This is a genomic window from Weizmannia sp. FSL W8-0401, from assembly GCF_038009125.1.
Lineage (GTDB): Bacteria > Bacillota > Bacilli > Bacillales > Bacillaceae_C > Weizmannia > Weizmannia coagulans.
Map to the genome: position 1 here is coordinate 772,979 of NZ_JBBPAG010000001.1, position 17,361 is coordinate 790,339.

The window sequence follows — 17,361 nt, forward strand, 5'->3', positions numbered from 1 at the left end:
TAGAAAATGTGCTTCAAAGGAGAGAGAGGGTTTGGAGAATCAGCAACTGAAGAAGGACTTGAAAATTCGCCATATTACGATGATTTCAATCGGAGGAGTCATTGGCGCCGGCTTGTTCATGGGAAGCGGCGCCGTCATCCATTCGGCCGGCCCGGGTGCAGTCATTTCGTATGCTTTGGCAGGTTTACTTGTCATTTTTGTTATGAGAATGCTGGGGGAAATGGCATCGGTGAACCCGACAAGCGGTTCGTTTTCCACCTATGCGCGTGAAGCCATTGGCCCTTGGGCAGGGTACACGATTGGCTGGCTGTACTGGTTCTTTTGGGTCATTGTCATTGCGATTGAAGCAACTGCGGGGGCAGCGAATATTCAATACTGGTTCCCTGAATTGCCGTCATGGCTTTTAAGCTTAATATTAACCGTTTTATTGACGCTCACCAATGTATACTCCGTTAAATCGTACGGCGAATTCGAATACTGGTTTTCAATTATTAAAGTGGCCACTATTGTTTTATTCCTGCTGCTCGGCCTCTCCGTTATTTTCGGCATCGTTCCGGGCGTCCAGTCCCCGGGGCTTTCCAATTTGACCGGGCATGGCGGCTTTATGCCGAATGGCTTTGGCAGCGTCCTATTGGGCATTACGGTTGTCATTTTTTCTTTTATGGGAACCGAAATTGTTGCTGTTGCAGCTGGGGAATCCTCCGAACCGGCAAGGGCAGTCAGAACGGCTACCAACAGTGTCATTTGGCGGATTCTGATCTTTTATGTCGGTTCGATTGCAGTTGTAGCCACCTTGCTTCCGTGGAACTCGGCGAATCTGTTGAAAAGCCCGTTCGTCGCCGTTCTTGAACATGTCGGCATTCCGGCAGCGGCCCAGATTATGAATTTCATTGTGCTGACCGCCGTCCTTTCCTGTTTGAATTCCGGTTTATACACAAATTCGCGGATGCTGTACGGGATGGCAAAAGCGGGCGATGCCCCGAAAATTTTTCTGAAGTTAAATAAAAACGGGGTACCGGTTTATGCCGTTTTGTGCGGCACGGTTTTCGCTTATGTCGGGGTCGTCTTTAATTATATTTCCCCGGATAAAGTATTCTTGTTTTTAGTAAACAGTTCAGGCGGGATTGCTTTATTGGTTTACCTTGTCATTGCCTTTTCCCATTTGCGCATGCGCCGGACGGTGGAAAAAACGAATCCGGATGCCTTGAAGGTGAAAATGTGGCTGTATCCGTATTTAACCTATGTAACCATTTTGGGCATTGTTGCAGTTTTAGTCGCGATGATCTTTATCGACTCATTGCGCACGCAAGTACTGCTGACTTTGCTTATTGCCGCTCTCGTTGTCGGCTCGTATTTCCTTTTGCATCCTAAAAAAACAAGTACGCTGCCGCTGGACAGTGAAGATTCAAGCGTAAAATCTTAAGCACAGCAAAAAGCACCGCCTCTTTTTAAGGCGGTGCCACTCATCAGCTGTTAATCTGAAGCCGGTTTTGTTTGCAAGGGTTTCTTTCTGTTTTCCTTTTTGGCGCCTGGTTTAAATGTATCTGCCCGTTTCACAAAAAGGGACATGATCAATACGACAATATTAATGGCGAGCGCGACGTAGAAGGAATATTGGATGCCGGCCAGCAACGCTTTTTGCCCTAAGGCGGCTTTATCAGCTGCTGTAAAGTGAAGCGGATTGATCCCGGACATCAGGTCTTCCGCTTTCGATTTTGTGACAGCATTCATGATCGTGACAAAAACGGCTGTTCCGATTGACCCGGAAACTTGCTGTGCTGTATTGTTAACCGCCGTTCCGTGCGGGTTCAGCCGGGAAGGCAATTGATTCAAGCCGTTCGTCATAATCGGCATCATCACCATCGACATCCCGAACATCCGGAGTGTGTAAACCAGAATAATATAGGTGTAGCTTGAGTCAATTTGCAAATTCGCCAGCATATAGGTGGAAACAGCTGTGATGGAAAGCCCCGTGACAGCCAGCAGGCGCGGGCCGAATTGATCAAACAGCTTTCCGGTGATCGGCGACATAATCCCCATGGCGATGGCGCCCGGCAGCATCATTAAGCCGGAGTCAAGCGGAGAGATGCCCCGTACGTTTTGCACATAGGCAGGTGTTAAAATCATGCCGGAAAACATGGCTGCCGCATTTACAATGGCAATGACAGAGGCAAGGGCAAACAGATGAAGCAATTGTCCGCACATACCGGACGGCGGGAAAAACGATCGCCTATAGTATTGTGACCGTTTTTATCGCATTTCTGGCGCTTATATTTTCCGAATCGCCGATATATCGGTCAGGTGTCGTTGTGGTGATCGGGGTAACGATCCTTTTGCTTGAAATTTTAACCCTAACCCCTTTCATCATGAAAGTCCTTGGTACAAAGCTTTTCTGGCCGTCGAAAAATGCAGGCGGGCATAAGCCGAACCGGTACTGGGGAAAAGCTTCTTTCATCGCCGTAAAACATCCGATTATTACAGTCACGCTCATTCTTTTGATCATTGCCCCGGCATTGATCTTCCATCAGGAGAAGCTGAATTTTGATACGGTCGGGGAACTTGGCAATCAATACCCTTCTTCCAAAGCAATCAACCTTGTTGCTGAACATTTCGGGAAAGGGCAGTCCATGCCTGCGGAGGTTGTGATTGAAAACGGAAAAGCAATGGATAACAACGCGTCCATGGCTGTCATTGACAATATTGCACAAAGGCTGGAAAAAATAAACGGTGTCGAGAAAGTTTCTTCGGTTACGCGGCCTGAAGGAAAGAAAATGGAGGATTTTTACATCGATAAGCAGATGATTACGGTAACGGACGGCTTGTCGCAAACGCAGAACGGTGTAGACCAAATCAATGCCGGATTAAAGACAGCGCGGGAGAAACTCGGATCCGCCGATTTTTCCAAAGTGAACGACATGGTAGATGGAACCGCCAAACTTGAAAACGGAATGGGCGCTCTCGCGACCGGACTTGAAAAAATCCAAAACGGCATTGGCAATGGGTCCGACCAGCCGGAAACACTGGCAAACGGTATCGCTACCATTGAAAAAAATCTTTCCCAAATGAGCAGCGGGATCAGCGCATTGTCTGCAAATTACGGGAAAATGCAGGCCGGCTATGCTGAAATGGGCAAAAATTATCAGCAGGCTGCACAAGCACTCCTTGGTGTAAAAAGTACGATTGCACAAATGCAGACGCTCGTGACGGCGCTCGGGCAAAGTACGCCAAGTGTGCAGCGCGACCGGAACTATTTGGCGCTTTCGCAAATGACGGACCGGCTCTCATCGTCCCTCAAGCAAATCACGCCGGAAGGAATCAACACGCTGAACAGCAATTACGACAAGACGACAGCCGGGTTTAAGACAGCAAACGCCAATCTGTCCAAGATGGCAGGCGGGCTTTCGCAAATGGCAGACGGGCTCAAGAAGACCGAAACCGGGCTTGGCCAGGCGTCTGATGGCATCGGCAAAATTGTAACCAATATGAACGATGTGGCAAAGGGGCTGGGCCAAATGAAATTGGGCCAGCAGCAACTCGCTTCCGGCCTTAGCGGTTTTAAACAGTTCGGCGATAAGCTGTCGGATGTTAACCGCGGATTAAAGCAAATTTCAGACGGCCTTGGCAAAACAAATGACTATCTGGCACAGCTGAAAACGGAAAAAACCTTCCATATTCCGAAAGAAGCGCTCGCCAACAAAGATTTTAAAAAAGCAATGGAGACGTATATGTCGGATGACAGAAAAGTGACGAAACTGACTGTCGTGTTGAGCAACGATCCTTATTCAAATCAATCATTGGATACCATTGATAAGATCAATAATACGGCTGCCGCCGGGCTGAAAGGAACGGTGCTTTCAAAAGCGGACAGCGGGACAGCCGGCACAAGTGCGACGACCAACGACATGAACCATATTCTGTCAAGGGACCTTGCTAAATCGACCGTGATCGTGACCATCAGCGTGCTGCTTGTGCTCATGCTGGTTATCCGGTCTTTCTGGCCGCCGGTTTTCATTACGGCATCCTTTGTCGGTGCCTATTATACAGCCATGTTTGTCATCAACTCTATTTTTCTTGGCATGCTGGGCTATGAAGGCATTTCTTCGTTTGTGCCGTTCTTTTCCTTTATTATTATCGTCTCGCTTGGTGTAGATTACAGCATCTTCCTGATGATGCGCTATAAGGAATATCCGCTGCTTGACCCGAGGGAAGCGATTATACTCGCCTCAAGACATACAGGCGGTGTCATCATTTCTGCTGTCATTATTTTAGGCGGCACCTTTGCCACCCTGATGCCTTCAGGAATGCTCCTGCTGGCTGAATTGGCGATCGCTGTCATTACCGGCCTTGCCGTGCTTTGCTTTATCCTATTGCCATTTTTTCTGCCAGGCATGATCGCCTTGCCGGAAGCCTTGGAAAAAATATTTTCGGACAAAAAGAAAGAAAACTTGGTGCTGGAGAAAGAATCATCCAAGCGATAATGAAAAAAGCAGCCGCTTATCCAAATTGGAAAAGGGCTGCTTTTTGCTGGCACGGATGAGACATAGGCTTAAGTGAAGGTGCGGGTAAAATCCGGAAAAAAGTGAACGTTGGCCACCCTCGTGAAAGATGCCATTTTAGCATGTATCAATTTCCGGGGTTCCTCTATACTAAACGTAAAAGCATTTTAGAAAGAAGGGGCAAGCATGAACTATTTTGCAGGATTGCTAATGGTCTTTGCACTGGTGCTCGGCAATGCAGGATGCTCTGCTGAAGGCGGCAAACAAAACCGGGAAGCTGCCGTCATGAAGACGGTTCCGGTTTCGGGCTGCACGGCAAAGCAAAAAGCGGAACAGACCAAAATGGGGGTTGCCTGGTATCGGACATCCGGGGAAGCAAGAGCGCTCTATTATCAAGGATACAATATCGGAAAACAGCGTATGGAGGAGAGCCTGAAAACAAAGGTAAAAAAGAAGCGGGCCATCGTGCTGGATCTCGATGAAACGGTGCTGGACAACGGGCCGTACTTATCTTATATGGCAGAAAAGGGCATTTCGTTTGGTAACGGCTGGGGAGCATGGGTGAAAAAAGCAAAAGCAAAACCGCTCCCGGGGGCGCTTTCCTTTTTAAAATATGCCGACAAAAAAGGAATCGATATTTATTACATTTCAAACCGTGACGAAAAATATATGGATGCCACCCTTCGCAACTTGAAAAAAGAAGGGATCCCGCAGGCCGTCCGTTCCCATGTGCTGTTGCAACAAGGAACAAGCAGCAAAGAAACGCGCCGGCAGGCTGTTGAAAAGGACCACGACATCATTGCCTTGTTCGGTGATAATCTGGGGGACTTTTTTAAGGCATTTGACGCAAAAGGAAACAAGGCGCGCAGCCTGGAAGCAGACCGTTTCCGCCATGCATTTGGCCGCAAGTTTATCGTATTCCCGAATCCGGTTTACGGGGATTGGGAACATGAACTGCCATGTGGTTCATAAACGCAAAAAAATTCCGGAGTTTTTCCGGAATTTTAATATGCGCTATGTATGGCGGAGAAGGTGGGATTTGAACCCACGCGACGGTCACCCGCCCTAACGCATTTCGAGTGCGTCCCCTTCAGCCGCTTGGGTACTTCTCCATATGGAAAAAAGAAAGATGCTGGTGAGAGGACTCGAACCTCCGACCCCTTCATTACGAGTGAAGTGCACTACCAACTGTGCTACACCAGCATGGAATCAATCAGGACAATGTAAATTATATTATAATAAAATCCGGATTGCAAGAGGAAATTTAAAAAAAGTGTTGTCATGTTTTTCCGGCATGTTTCCGGTAAAATAAAAGGAAAGAGTTTTTACGGGGAGGAAAGGATATGGATTTTTTACAAACCTCAACGCTGGAGGAAAAACTGGAACTGATTCAAACGCTTGCCGGCCCGTTTTCCGAAAGGGCGGCTGCCAATGACTTGAAAGGGCGGTTTGCTTTTGAAAATATTCAAGATTTAAAAGAAACAGGCTATACAAAGCTGACTGTGCCGCAAAACTACGGTGGGGGCGGCATTTCGCTGTATGAGCTTGTCCGCCTGCAAGAGGCCATCGCGGTTGCGGACGGGTCGACTGCCCTTTCCATCGGATGGCATATGGGGATTTTCATGCATTTGTCCGAAACAAGAACATGGAACGGGCAATTGTTTGAACGCATTTGCCGTGCGGCAGCAGGGGAGGCCGCCCTCATCAACACTTGCGCAACCGAAGTGCAAACGGGCAGCCCGACGCGCGGTGGCATGCCGGAAAATAACGGCAACGGAAAAGAACGGCGAATGGGTATTAAACGGGAGAAAAACATTTGCCACCATGTCTCCGGTGCTCGACTTTTTTATCATTACCGCAACGATTCCGGAAAAAGAAGCGGTTGGCAGTTTTGTCGTTCCGCGGGATACGGCAGGCCTTTCCGTCATCGAAACATGGGACAGCATTGCTTTAAGGGCAACCGGCAGCCATGATGTTGTGCTGGAAAACGCCAAAGTCCCGCTTGCGAACCTGGCGGAGATCCAGACGAAAAAGAAAGAGCCGGCCGGTTATCTGCTCCATATCCCGGCCTGTTATTTAGGCATTGCCGAAGCAGCGAAACGGGAAGCGGCCCGGTTTGCGAAATCGTATACGCCGAACAGCCTGAACCATCCGATTGCGGAACTGCCGGCGATCCGCCAGAAATTCGGTGAAATCGAGCTGAAACTGATGCAGGCGCGGCATTTTCTGTATTCGGTTGCAAAAATGTGGGATGAAGCCGGGGCAGAACAAAGAAAAGAGATGGGCCCGGAACTGGGGGCGGCGAAAATGGCGGTTACAAATCATGCGATAGAAGCAGTTGATTTAGCGATGCGCATCGTAGGTGCCAGAAGCCTGTCCGAAAAAACCCCGCTGCAGCGCTATTACCGGGATGTGCGTGCGGGATTACACAATCCGCCGATGGATGATGCCGTCCTCATGCAGCTCGGCGCGCGGGTGTAAAACAAAAAGATCCGATGGTCTAAATAGCCGGGAAGAAAGGGGGGGCGCAAAGCAGCAAAGCGCCGCCTCTTTTTTTGGCCCGCTTTGCCGCTGCCGCTAAAAAAGCGGCAAGTGCTGAATTTGCACCGTTGCCGCTCTATGGTTCGTTTACATTCTATGATTTGCCGGATAAGCCCGTACGTTTTCATCCTGCCATTTTTCAAGGATTTTCCTGATATTTTCCGGGGCGGTTTTCGGCTTGCGGGTATATGACAGCAGGCCGTTTGTTTCTTACTCAAAAAACCTCGGCACATGGACGTGCCCGGGAAACTTTTCGGATATCCGCGGCAAATACAATCCCGGCTGGTGGGAGAGCAACCACAGCCAGTACGGCCTTTTGAAACATTTGCGGATCAACCAGTATGGCACGTATATGGACGGGGAATGCCTGTCGGATGTCAAAATTTCGGATTTGCCGCTCCGAAACAGCCTGATCACTTTCCGGATTGCTGTACTGGAAGATACGGAACATGTCGGTGGCGCGACCATTTTTGGAAAGGGTTTTGGCAACCACGACCAGGACATCGAATTCAAACTCTATTATTCAGATGTTGAATGATGCAGGTAAAATTTTAGTAAAAAATATTGCATTTTTTTACTTCCTCGTGTAAGATGAAAACGAAGAAACCGTTTACAATCTATTACACTTAGGGGGAACGAACATGAGCAACCCAAATTTGCCTCAGGCTTTCAAGGAGTATTTCGGGACGGCGGCGGAGCGCGCGTTTTTTGCGCCGGGCCGGATAAATCTGATCGGGGAGCACACTGACTATAACGGCGGCCATGTGTTTCCGTGCGCGATTACCATGGGGACGTATGCTTTGGCGAAAAAACGCGGTGACCGCAACATCCGCTTTGTATCTTTAAATTTTAAAGAAAAGGGCGTCATCGAATTTACGCTCGACAACCTTGAGTACACCAAAGCGCATGACTGGGCCAATTACCCGAAAGGCATGCTGAAATATTTGAAGGAAGCCGGGCATGAAATAGAACGGGGTTTCGACTGTCTCGTGTACGGCAATATTCCGAATGGGGCCGGCCTGTCTTCTTCCGCCTCCATTGAACTATTGACCGGCGTGATGCTTGAAAAATTGTTCAACCTAAAAGTGGAACGGCTGGATCTTGTCAAGCTCGGGCAAAAAACGGAAAACCAATTTATCGGCGTAAATAGCGGGATCATGGACCAGTTCGCGGTCGGGATGGGCAAAAAAGACGCGGGCATTTTGCTCGACTGTGCCACGCTTGCATACGAATATGCCCCGATCAAGCTGGATCACCATAAAATTTTGATTATGAACACGAATAAACGTCGCGAACTTGCGGACTCTAAATATAATGAACGGCGTGCGGAATGTGAATCGGCACTGAAACAGCTGCAAAAGAGACTCGATATCGAAACGCTCGGCGATTTGACAGAAGAAACATTTGAAAAAAACAAGGAAATCATAGACAATGAGATTGTGAGGAAACGGGCAAAGCATGCCGTTTATGAAAATGCGCGCACGCTTAAAGCGCTTGATGCATTAAAACGCGGCGACCTGCCCGCTTTCGGGGAACTGATCAATGCCTCCCACCGTTCGCTGCGGGATGATTACGAGGTGACCGGCAAAGAACTTGATACGCTGGCCGAAACTGCCTGGAAGCAGGAGGGCGTGCTCGGGGCGAGAATGACGGGCGCAGGATTCGGCGGATGTGCAATTGCAATTGTCGAAAATGACAAAGTCGATGCGTTTATCAAAAATGTCGGGGACGTCTATGAAAAAGAAATCGGCTACCGGGCGGACTTCTACACCGCAAGCATCGGCGACGGGGCAAAAGAAATCACAATGGAGGAACTTGCATGAGCATTTTAGTATTAGGCGGAGCCGGTTATATCGGCTCGCATGCCGTATATCAACTGATCGACCAAAAATATGACGTGGTGGTGATTGACAACCTGCAGACCGGCCACCGCGGCGCAATCCATCCAAAGGCAAAATTTTACGAAGGCGATATTCGCGACCGTGCCTTTATGCGGGACGTGTTCGGAAAGGAAAAAATTGACGCGATCATTCATTTTGCAGCCAACTCGCTTGTCGGCGAATCGATGGAACAGCCGCTGAAATATTTCGACAACAACGTATACGGCACGCAAATTGTGCTTGAAATGATGAAAGAATTCCATGTGCCGCATATTGTGTTCTCTTCGACCGCCGCAACATACGGGGAACCGGAACGCGTGCCGATTACAGAGACAATGCCGACCGTTCCGACCAACACTTACGGCGAGACAAAACTGGCGATGGAAAAAATGATGAAATGGTGTGAAAAAGCGTACGGCATTAAATACGTTGCACTTCGCTATTTTAACGTAGCCGGCGCAAGATCAACCGGCGAAATCGGCGAAGACCACCATCCGGAAACGCATCTTATCCCGGTTGTATTGGAAACGGTGCTTGGAAAACGCGAGGCGATTACCATTTTCGGCGAAGACTATGATACAAAAGACGGGACATGCGTCCGCGATTACATCCATGTGGAAGATTTGATTGATGCCCATATTCTTGCGCTTCAATATTTACAGAACGGCGGCGCAAGCGATGTGTTCAACCTCGGATCAAGCAACGGATTTTCTGTCAAAGAAATTGTGGATACCGTCCGGGAAGTGACCGGCAAAGGCTTTAACGTCAAAATCGGCGACCGCCGCGCCGGGGATCCGAGCACGCTCATCGCTTCATCCGAAAAGGCTAAACGTGTGCTCGGCTGGAATCCGCAAAAAACGGATATCCGCCAGATTATCAAAGATGCATGGAACTGGCATGAAAGCCATCCAAACGGTTACGACGACAGAAGGTGAAACCAGTGGCAATTTTTGAAACGGTCGAGCAGCTTGTAAACAAGGCTGTCCGCACCCGGTTAATCGGGGAAGAAGATCGGGTGTATGCGAGAAACCAGGTGCTGTCGCTTTTGCATCTGGATGAATTCCGTGAACCGGAAGCAGGCGGGGCAGATCAGGATATTCCTGATCTCCTCGGCATGCTTGTCCGTTACGCGTGCGAAAAAGGCATCATTCAGGATGTACTGGATGAGAAAGACATTTTTGCAAGCCACGTCATGAATGTGTTTACACCGCGCCCATCAACGGTAAACCGTATTTTCCGGGAAAAATATGCGGAAAGCCCGGCTGAAGCGACCGATTATTTTTACGCGTTAAGCAAACACAGCAATTATATCCAAACGAAGCAGATTGCGAAAAACATTGTATACAAGACATCAACGGAATACGGCGATCTTGACATTACCATCAATCTTTCAAAACCGGAAAAAGACCCAAAGTCCATTGCCAGGGAAAAAAACGCCAAAAAAGGCCATTACCCGAAATGCCTGCTTTGCATGGAAAATGAAGGATATGCCGGCAGAACGGGGCACCCGGCACGGTCGAACCACCGGCTTATCCGCCTTACCCTCGGCGGCGAGCCGTGGTATTTGCAATATTCACCATATATGTATTACGACGAACATTGCATTGTGCTGTCAGAAACACACCGCGATATGAAAATCGACAAATCGGCTTTTCAAAGATTGCTTGAATTTGTCGGGCGGTTCCCGCATTATTTCCTGGGCTCAAATGCCGATCTGCCGATTGTCGGCGGTTCGATTTTGTCGCACGACCATTATCAGGGCGGGCGTTATGAATTTGCGATGGCAAAAGCGGCTGACGACTGGCGTTTTGAAATGAAGGCATTTCCGGATGTGAAAGCCGCCGTTATCAAATGGCCGATGTCGGTCATCCGGCTGCGGAGTACAGAGGCGGCACGTCTTACCGAGGCTGCGGATCATATTTTGCAAATCTGGAAACAGTACAGCGACCCTTCCGCCGATATCCTCGCGGAAACAAACGGGACGCCGCATAACACGATTACGCCGATCGCAAGAAAACGCGGGGACAGGTTTGAACTTGATCTTGTACTCCGCAACAACCGGACAAGCGAAACCCATCCGCTTGGCATTTTCCACCCGCACGCCGAGGTCCATCATATTAAAAAAGAAAATATCGGGCTGATTGAAGTGATGGGGCTTGCGATTCTGCCAGCACGGCTGAAAAATGAGCTGGCCGAAGTGGAGAAATATTTGCTCGGGCAGCCGAATGCCATTGCCGCCTACCATCTTGACTGGGCAAACGGTTTAAAGAAAAAATACGAAGGCACGGTGGCAGCGGAAAACGTGGAAGGCATCGTCCGCAGCGAAGTGGGCAAAGTCTTCTTGCAAGTTTTGCAGCACGCCGGCGTCTTTAAACGGGACGAAAGAGGAAAACAGGCATTCCGGAATTTTTTGCGTAAGTTGTAGCGGCGGTCCGTTCCAACCTTTTTTGCGCATGTTCACGACGAAAGGGTGCAGGCTGCTAAACGCCTTCCGGAATGTACCGCGCACACCAAACAGCAGACCGGTTTTTACGGGGCTTTCAGGCCGGCCGCGGATTCCGGAAGCGATTGGCGCGGTCGCGGGGAACTGGAGCCGGAAACACTTTAACGCGGGCTCAACCGAAGGCTATACATCACATTCCGTAACTTTTAGCTCGAACGGGTACACCGGGCCGTTTTTTATGGCCCGCAATCTTTAACGGAAAAGGGATGATCAAAATGGAAATCAAAAAGGCATTGTTTGGGGAATTGGAAGGACGTCCGGTCCATGCTTATGAATTGAAAAATGACCGCGGCATATCTGTAACGGTGCTTGAATACGGCTGCATCATCAATAAGATCATCGTGCCGGACAAAAACGGCAAAGCGGAAAACATCGTGCTCGGGTATGACAACCTTGACGGCTACCTCCATGGTGTTCCGTATTTCGGCGCTATTATCGGCCGTATTGCCGGCAGGATCGCTGGAGCATCTTTTGAACTGGACGGCAAAACATACAAGCTTTCTGCCAATGAAAACCGCAACCATCTCCATGGCGGCTTCAAAGGGTTCAACGCCGTCATCTGGGACAGCACGCCCATTGAACAAGACGGCGCAGTTGGTGTGAAATTTACGTATACAAGCCCGGACGGCGAAGAAGGCTATCCCGGAAATCTCGATGCCACCGTGACCTATCTTTTAACAAATGAACAAGAACTGAAGCTGTCTTATCAGGCACATACGGATAAAAAAACGATCGTCAACATGACCAATCATGCATACTTCAATTTAAGCGGCGACATGAAACGCGATGTGCGCGGCCATGAACTACAAATCCCGAGTGGCCGTGTGCTGGAACTTGGCCGGGAAACGCTGCCGACAGGGAAAACTTTTGATGTTAGAGGTACCGCATTCGATTTCCGGAACGGGCGAAAAATCGAAGACGGCACGGTATCGGATCATCCGCAAAACGTCCTTGTCGGAAACGGCTATGACCACGCGTTTTTATTGCCAGAAACGGAAAAACCGATCCGCTTAAAAGACGAAGAGAGCGGGCGCATGCTGACGGTGGAAACCGACCAGCCTTGCGTCATCGTTTATACTTGCAATACGATGGGAAATGACACATATGAAATCCGCGGCCGCAAGCCTTGTGATTATTTGGCGGTCTGCCTCGAGACGCAGGGTGTGCCGGATGCGATCCATCACCCTGAATACCCGTCTGTGATTCTGGAGCCGGGTGAAACATACCGCGCCCATACAAAATGGATTTTTGGCTGAAAAAGATTGAGGTGTAACAATGGCAACGATTAAAGATATTGCTGAGAAGGCGGGTGTTTCCATTTCAACGGTTTCACGCGTGCTGAATAACGACCCGTCACTTTCCGTTAGTGACGATACGAAAAAAAGAATCTTTGAAGCAGCAGAAGCACTTTCTTACAAGAAAAAGGCAGCCCGGAAACCGGAAAAAATCAAAATTGCGCTTGTGTACTGGTATACGGAACAAGAAGAACTGAATGATTTGTATTATTTATCAATCAGAATGGGCATTGAAGCACGCTGCAGCATGAAAAATATCCGGCTGACGAAATACGATTTGACCCATTTGGAAGAGATGGGGAAAGAGCAAATCCAGGGCATCATTGCCGTCGGGAAATTCAGCCTTGCGCAAGTGGAGAAGCTTCTCTCTGTTACCCCGAATATCGTATTTGTCGACTGCTCGCCTGATGACAACCGTTTTGATGCCGTTGTGGCCGATTTTGAAAAAGCGACGGAAAAAGTGCTCACCTATTTTACGGAAAAAGGCCATACGCAAATCGGCTTTATCGGCGGCAGGGAAAATTATAAAGATGCCTCCGCCACGATTGAGGATCCGCGCGAAATGGCGTTCAGGCGCTGGATGCAGGCAGCGGGCCGCTGGAATGAAAAATGGGTATATATCGGCGCGTTTTCGACTGAAGATGGGTACCGGTTGATGAACGAGGCGGTCCGCGAACACGGGGACGCGCTTCCAACTGCTTTCTTTGCCGCCAATGATGCGATTGCGATCGGTTGCCTTAAGGCGCTTGCGGAAAACAACATCCCGGTGCCCGGCCGCGTGAGCCTTATCGGCGTCAATGACATCTCGCTGTCCAAATATGTTTTCCCGCCGCTTTCTACTGTGAAAGTGTATACGGAATTGATGGGCGAGACAGCAGTCGATACGCTGCTGGAACGTTTGGAAGGCAGAACCGTTGCAAAGAAAATTTTTATTGCCACAAAACTCGTTTGCCGCAAAAGCGGATGAACGGGCAGCAAAATGGCGAAGCCGGAAAAATGATTGGCCGGGCGTTGCAATGCAGTGCGGATCTCGGTTTCGGAATAGCATGTGCGTGTAAAGAAAATGGCCGCGACTTTGCGGAAAGCGGGGCAAATTTTAGGGCAGATCATGCAAAGGCGCCGAAGCAGGGCAGGTTCCTGTTTCAAAATGGCATAGATTGCAAACAAAATTGCCGAACCCTTCGAAAAGTGGGCAGGCATTTAGGGCAGATCTTGAAGCAGTGCAAGTACCGGCTTCAAAAATAGCAGGGGCGCGAAAAAATAGCAGCGAACTTGCGGAAAGTGGATCAGAATGTAAAGCGGGTGCTGCCAATGCATCAAAGCAGGGCAGGCACCGGCCCCAGCCCGGTTGCAAGCCGCAGCCCTTGCCTGGTGCAAAGCGGGCGCATAAAGCCGGGGAAGCATGCATATAATAGAAGCATGCACGAATGCGCCGGGACGGTTTGCACACTTGCCTGCATACGTTAACGCAGCAGGGCCGGTCCCCTTTTTTGTGTTAAAGTGTGTTATACTAAACATAAGAAGGGAGTCTTTTATGATGGCATATTTTAATAACCAGAAGGAGCCGGTGCCTGAGGTGGAAACGACCGTATGGGCCTGCACAAACGATGATTGCAATGGTTTTATGCGTGAAAACTTTACTTTTGAAGAAAAGCCGCACTGCCCGCTCTGCCACTCCGATATGAAAAAAGAAGTACGCGTGCTGCCGGTTATCGGAAGTTAAAAAAAACAGTTATTTTTTGTTGCCATTTTTCGGGCCTGTTGGAAACCTTGTTTTCAACGGGTTTTTTATTGTCTGCGCCCGCTATGGAATCGTTAAGCCATTTCGGAAAACCTGATTGGGCACGGTCTCCAGCATACAAAAGGGGTGCCATGAAAGCACCCCTTTATCTCACTTTTTCTCTTTCCATTCGGCGAATATCTCATCCGCGATTTCTTCCAGAGATTTCACTTTGCCGTGCGGGTTTTGCGATTCTTTCCGGACTTTCCACTGTCGTTCTTCTTCGCGCTTTGATTTACTCACTTGGATCACTCCTGTTTGCCATCTGTAAATTTCGCGAATCTTTTCATATCCTCATCCGTTTCCAGTGCTGTCACAGCAAACGGTTTATAAGGCTTATGTTCACTGAACAAGCCAACCTGGTTGCTCCCATGCGCATCATTGACAACCGTTTCCGCCTCATTGTCCCGATGCGTCACCTCACGTTTGTCAGGCATAGTATTTCCACTCCTTGTTCAAAATAAAATCATGTTTTCCGCCGATCAATGTTATAATTACCTATTATGAAGCAAACGATTTACGGAGGAGGAAACTGCTGCAATGGATTTAACACCAGGAACCGTTGCCGAACTTACGGTGGTGCGGGAAGCGCCGTTCGGTTATTTTTTATCTAACGGGACAGAAGACGTGCTCCTGCATCACCGGGATATTACGGAACCCTTTGATCCGGAAGCGGTGCAAACCGTCTTTCTATATCAGGACCATCAGGGGAGGTTGGCCGCGACAAACGTGATTCCAGACATCCGGCTGGGGACATCCGGCTGGGCGGAAGTTGCCGGCACCAAAGAAAAACTTGGCGTTTTCGTTTCGATCGGCATTCACAAAGATATGCTTCTTTCTGTTGATGACCTGCCCCCGATCCGCTCGCTCTGGCCGGAAAAAGGCGACCGTTTATATATTACCCTTGATCTTGACAAACATGGGCGGTTATTCGCAAAATTAGCCGGAGAAAACATAGTCAGGGATTTAGCGAAAAAAGCCGGCCGAGAAATGTGGAACAAAGATGTCACCGGGCATGTGTTCCGACTGGCAAAAGCCGGTTCTTCAATCATAACCGATGAGGGCTATATCGGCTTCATCCATGAATCACAGCGCAAAAACGAACCGCGCCTCGGGCAGAAAGTGGAAGGCCGCGTCATTGATGTAAAAGAGGACGGGACATTGAATATCTCGCTTTTAGGGCGCGCCTATGAAGCACTGGATAAAGATGCGGAAAATATCCTTGCCTATATGGATTCGCGCGGCGGAAAAATGCCATATTGGGATAAAAGCATGCCGGAAGAGATTCAGGAGCGGTTTGGCATCAGCAAAGCGGCGTTTAAACGTGCGCTCGGCCGTTTGATGAAAAACGGCACCGTCTACCAGCAAGAAGGCTGGACATACCGGAAGGAGGGGAAATAATGGCAGTTCCAAGGTTGAAACGCATTCACCATATTGCCATCATTTGTTCCGATTATGCAAAATCAAAGCATTTTTATGTGGATTGCCTCGGTTTGGAGCCGGTGCGGGAAGTATACAGGAAAGAACGTGATTCCTACAAACTGGATCTTTCGGTCGGCAGCGTATATCAGATCGAACTGTTTTCCTTTCCGGATCCGCCCGCGCGCCCGACATTCCCGGAAGCTGCGGGCTTGCGGCATCTTGCATTTGAAACGGACGATGTAGAAGCGGATAAAAAGCGGCTTGAAGAAATGGGCATTCAAGTAGAAGACATCCGCATTGACCCGCTTACAGAGAAAAAATTCACCTTTTTCCAGGATCCCGACGGCCTTCCGATCGAATTGTATGAAAGCTGACGGCGCGGCTGCAGGAGCGGTATGCTATAATGAAAAGGACTGAAAATGCTTTGTTCATATTTGAGCAAAGGATTGCCTTTCAAGGAGGAAGATTTGTATGACCGAGCCTTTATTTCTTGAACCGGTTTTTAAAGAAAGAATTTGGGGAGGCACCGCGCTGAGGGACCGGTTCGGTTACCGCATCCCGTCTGACCATACAGGGGAATGCTGGGCCATTTCCGGCCATCCGAACGGTCCGTCGGCTGTAAAAAACGGCGAATTTGCCGGCAAAACGCTGATGGAACTGTGGGAAGAAAGGCGTGACGTATTCGGCGGAATGTCTGGAAAAGGATTCCCGCTCCTGACAAAAATCCTCGATGCAAATGCAGATTTATCGGTCCAGGTTCACCCGGACGATGCATACGCCAATGAACACGAAAATGGAGAACTCGGCAAAACGGAATGCTGGTACATCATTGACTGCAAAAAAGGCGCACAGCTCGTTTACGGGCATCATGCCAAAACGAAAGAAGAATTTGTCCGCCTGGTTGAAGAAGGAAAATGGGACAGCCTGCTGCGCAAAGTGCCGATTCACCCGGGGGACTTTTTCTATGTGCCAAGCGGGACGATTCATGCGCTTTGCGAAGGGACACTTGTGCTCGAAACGCAGCAAAGCAGTGATACAACGTACCGCGTTTATGACTACGACCGGACGGATGCTGCCGGCAACAAACGCGAACTGCATTTGCAAAAAGCGATTGATGTTACGATGATACCGCACCGGGATGCCGCAGTCCGCCCCCGTACGGAAGAAAAACCGGGCGTTACCATCACAACGTTTGCAAAGGAAGCCTTTTTCTCTGTATATAAATGGGATGTAGAAGGGACCGCACTTTTTACGCAAAACGAACCGTTCGAACTGGCCAGTGTGCTTGACGGGGAAGGGACCATGAAAGCCGGCGGAAAAACTTATCCGCTTGAAAAAGGGATGCATTTTCTGCTTCCGTCCGGATTTGGCAATTTTGAACTGGACGGCCGTCTGACGCTGATCGTATCCCATCCGTAAAATGTCTGTCTATCAAGAATATTGC

15 protein-coding genes, 2 tRNA genes and 2 pseudogenes are annotated in these 17,361 nt (G+C 49.2%); 14 read left to right on the forward strand and 5 right to left on the reverse strand.

Annotated features, from left to right (window positions below):
• Positions 1-31: 31 nt before the first annotated feature.
• The gene (gene gabP, locus NSU00_RS03550; RefSeq protein ID WP_340703429.1) at positions 32-1,423 is read left to right on the forward strand and encodes a GABA permease; all 1,392 of its coding nucleotides are present in this window, start codon (positions 32-34) and stop codon (positions 1,421-1,423) included.
• 50 nt (positions 1,424-1,473) lie between these two features.
• Here the strand turns inward: gabP and NSU00_RS03555 are convergent.
• Positions 1,474-2,184 (reverse strand): annotated as a pseudogene (locus NSU00_RS03555) (MFS transporter); the annotation flags it as partial.
• A gap of 41 nt (positions 2,185-2,225) precedes the next feature.
• On the opposite strand from NSU00_RS03555, the gene NSU00_RS03560 reads away from it, so the two are divergent.
• On the forward strand, positions 2,226-4,478 hold the full coding sequence (locus NSU00_RS03560) for an MMPL family transporter (RefSeq protein WP_340703911.1): 2,253 nt from the start codon (positions 2,226-2,228) through the stop codon (positions 4,476-4,478).
• A 204-nt stretch (positions 4,479-4,682) separates the two neighbouring features.
• Positions 4,683-5,468, forward strand: a complete 786-nt coding sequence (locus NSU00_RS03565; protein ID WP_340702362.1) for a 5'-nucleotidase, lipoprotein e(P4) family — start codon at positions 4,683-4,685, stop codon at positions 5,466-5,468.
• Between the two features lie 49 nt (positions 5,469-5,517).
• Here NSU00_RS03565 and NSU00_RS03570 read toward each other — a convergent pair.
• Together NSU00_RS03570 and NSU00_RS03575 are read right to left on the reverse strand one after the other, a co-directional pair.
• Positions 5,518-5,608, reverse strand: a tRNA-Ser gene (locus NSU00_RS03570).
• Positions 5,609-5,626: 18 nt separating this feature from the next.
• A tRNA-Thr gene (locus NSU00_RS03575) sits at positions 5,627-5,699 on the reverse strand.
• Between the two features lie 140 nt (positions 5,700-5,839).
• Here NSU00_RS03575 and NSU00_RS03580 point away from each other — a divergent pair.
• The 8 genes and pseudogenes from NSU00_RS03580 to NSU00_RS03615 all read left to right on the forward strand — a co-directional run bounded on the left by NSU00_RS03580 (position 5,840) and on the right by NSU00_RS03615 (position 14,438).
• Positions 5,840-6,977, forward strand: a pseudogene (locus tag NSU00_RS03580) (acyl-CoA dehydrogenase family protein).
• Between the two features lie 238 nt (positions 6,978-7,215).
• Entirely contained in the window at positions 7,216-7,575 is a 360-nt protein-coding gene (locus NSU00_RS03585; RefSeq protein ID WP_340702363.1) for a hypothetical protein, read from the forward strand.
• A gap of 103 nt (positions 7,576-7,678) precedes the next feature.
• Positions 7,679-8,860, forward strand: coding sequence for a galactokinase (locus tag NSU00_RS03590; RefSeq protein ID WP_013858579.1), 1,182 nt, complete (start codon positions 7,679-7,681; stop codon positions 8,858-8,860).
• On the forward strand, positions 8,857-9,852 hold the full coding sequence (gene galE, locus NSU00_RS03595; protein WP_013858580.1) for a UDP-glucose 4-epimerase GalE: 996 nt from the start codon (positions 8,857-8,859) through the stop codon (positions 9,850-9,852). Before NSU00_RS03590 ends, galE begins: the two co-directional genes overlap by 4 nt.
• Positions 9,853-9,857: 5 nt before the next feature.
• Complete coding sequence (galT, locus tag NSU00_RS03600) at positions 9,858-11,342, forward strand: UDP-glucose--hexose-1-phosphate uridylyltransferase (RefSeq protein ID WP_340702366.1); 1,485 nt, start codon at positions 9,858-9,860, stop codon at positions 11,340-11,342.
• Positions 11,343-11,635: 293 nt separating this feature from the next.
• Entirely contained in the window at positions 11,636-12,676 is a 1,041-nt protein-coding gene (locus NSU00_RS03605) for an aldose epimerase family protein (RefSeq protein ID WP_340702367.1), read from the forward strand.
• Between the two features lie 19 nt (positions 12,677-12,695).
• The gene (locus NSU00_RS03610; protein ID WP_340703430.1) at positions 12,696-13,682 is read left to right on the forward strand and encodes a LacI family DNA-binding transcriptional regulator; all 987 of its coding nucleotides are present in this window, start codon (positions 12,696-12,698) and stop codon (positions 13,680-13,682) included.
• Between the two features lie 567 nt (positions 13,683-14,249).
• A complete protein-coding gene (locus NSU00_RS03615) occupies positions 14,250-14,438 on the forward strand; it encodes a cold-shock protein (protein ID WP_014095913.1) in 189 nt (62 codons plus the stop codon).
• A gap of 168 nt (positions 14,439-14,606) precedes the next feature.
• Here the strand turns inward: NSU00_RS03615 and NSU00_RS03620 are convergent, their stop codons facing one another.
• Together NSU00_RS03620 and NSU00_RS03625 are read right to left on the reverse strand one after the other, a co-directional pair.
• Entirely contained in the window at positions 14,607-14,738 is a 132-nt protein-coding gene (locus NSU00_RS03620) for a DUF6254 family protein (protein WP_014095912.1), read from the reverse strand.
• A 5-nt stretch (positions 14,739-14,743) separates the two neighbouring features.
• The gene (locus tag NSU00_RS03625; protein WP_019721660.1) at positions 14,744-14,932 is read right to left on the reverse strand and encodes a hypothetical protein; all 189 of its coding nucleotides are present in this window, start codon (positions 14,930-14,932) and stop codon (positions 14,744-14,746) included.
• Positions 14,933-15,035: 103 nt separating this feature from the next.
• Between NSU00_RS03625 and NSU00_RS03630 the strand changes: the two genes are divergently transcribed.
• From NSU00_RS03630 to manA, 3 genes are all read left to right on the forward strand, one after another.
• Positions 15,036-15,896 (forward strand): CvfB family protein, encoded by an 861-nt coding sequence (locus tag NSU00_RS03630; protein WP_340703432.1) that lies wholly within the window; start codon positions 15,036-15,038, stop codon positions 15,894-15,896.
• Positions 15,896-16,291, forward strand: a complete 396-nt coding sequence (gloA2, locus tag NSU00_RS03635; protein ID WP_340703433.1) for an SMU1112c/YaeR family gloxylase I-like metalloprotein — start codon at positions 15,896-15,898, stop codon at positions 16,289-16,291. The genes NSU00_RS03630 and gloA2 overlap by 1 nt, the downstream gene beginning before the upstream one ends.
• A gap of 97 nt (positions 16,292-16,388) precedes the next feature.
• Positions 16,389-17,336 (forward strand): mannose-6-phosphate isomerase, class I, encoded by a 948-nt coding sequence (manA, locus tag NSU00_RS03640; RefSeq protein WP_327076767.1) that lies wholly within the window; start codon positions 16,389-16,391, stop codon positions 17,334-17,336.
• The last annotated feature ends 25 nt before the right edge of the window (positions 17,337-17,361 follow it).

What these genes read in the sequence shown, in the direction of transcription:
- NSU00_RS03565 (WP_340702362.1), top strand. Translation starts at nt 4,683, where the DNA reads ATGAACTATTTTGCAGGATTGCTAATGGTCTTTGCACTGGTGCTCGGC.
- NSU00_RS03590 (WP_013858579.1), top strand. Translation starts at nt 7,679, where the DNA reads ATGAGCAACCCAAATTTGCCTCAGGCTTTCAAGGAGTATTTCGGGACG.
- galE (WP_013858580.1), top strand. Translation starts at nt 8,857, where the DNA reads ATGAGCATTTTAGTATTAGGCGGAGCCGGTTATATCGGCTCGCATGCC.
- NSU00_RS03605 (WP_340702367.1), top strand. Translation starts at nt 11,636, where the DNA reads ATGGAAATCAAAAAGGCATTGTTTGGGGAATTGGAAGGACGTCCGGTC.
- NSU00_RS03610 (WP_340703430.1), top strand. Translation starts at nt 12,696, where the DNA reads ATGGCAACGATTAAAGATATTGCTGAGAAGGCGGGTGTTTCCATTTCA.
- NSU00_RS03615 (WP_014095913.1), top strand. Translation starts at nt 14,250, where the DNA reads ATGATGGCATATTTTAATAACCAGAAGGAGCCGGTGCCTGAGGTGGAA.
- NSU00_RS03625 (WP_019721660.1), bottom strand. Translation starts at nt 14,932, where the DNA reads ATGCCTGACAAACGTGAGGTGACGCATCGGGACAATGAGGCGGAAACG.
- NSU00_RS03630 (WP_340703432.1), top strand. Translation starts at nt 15,036, where the DNA reads ATGGATTTAACACCAGGAACCGTTGCCGAACTTACGGTGGTGCGGGAA.
- gloA2 (WP_340703433.1), top strand. Translation starts at nt 15,896, where the DNA reads ATGGCAGTTCCAAGGTTGAAACGCATTCACCATATTGCCATCATTTGT.
- manA (WP_327076767.1), top strand. Translation starts at nt 16,389, where the DNA reads ATGACCGAGCCTTTATTTCTTGAACCGGTTTTTAAAGAAAGAATTTGG.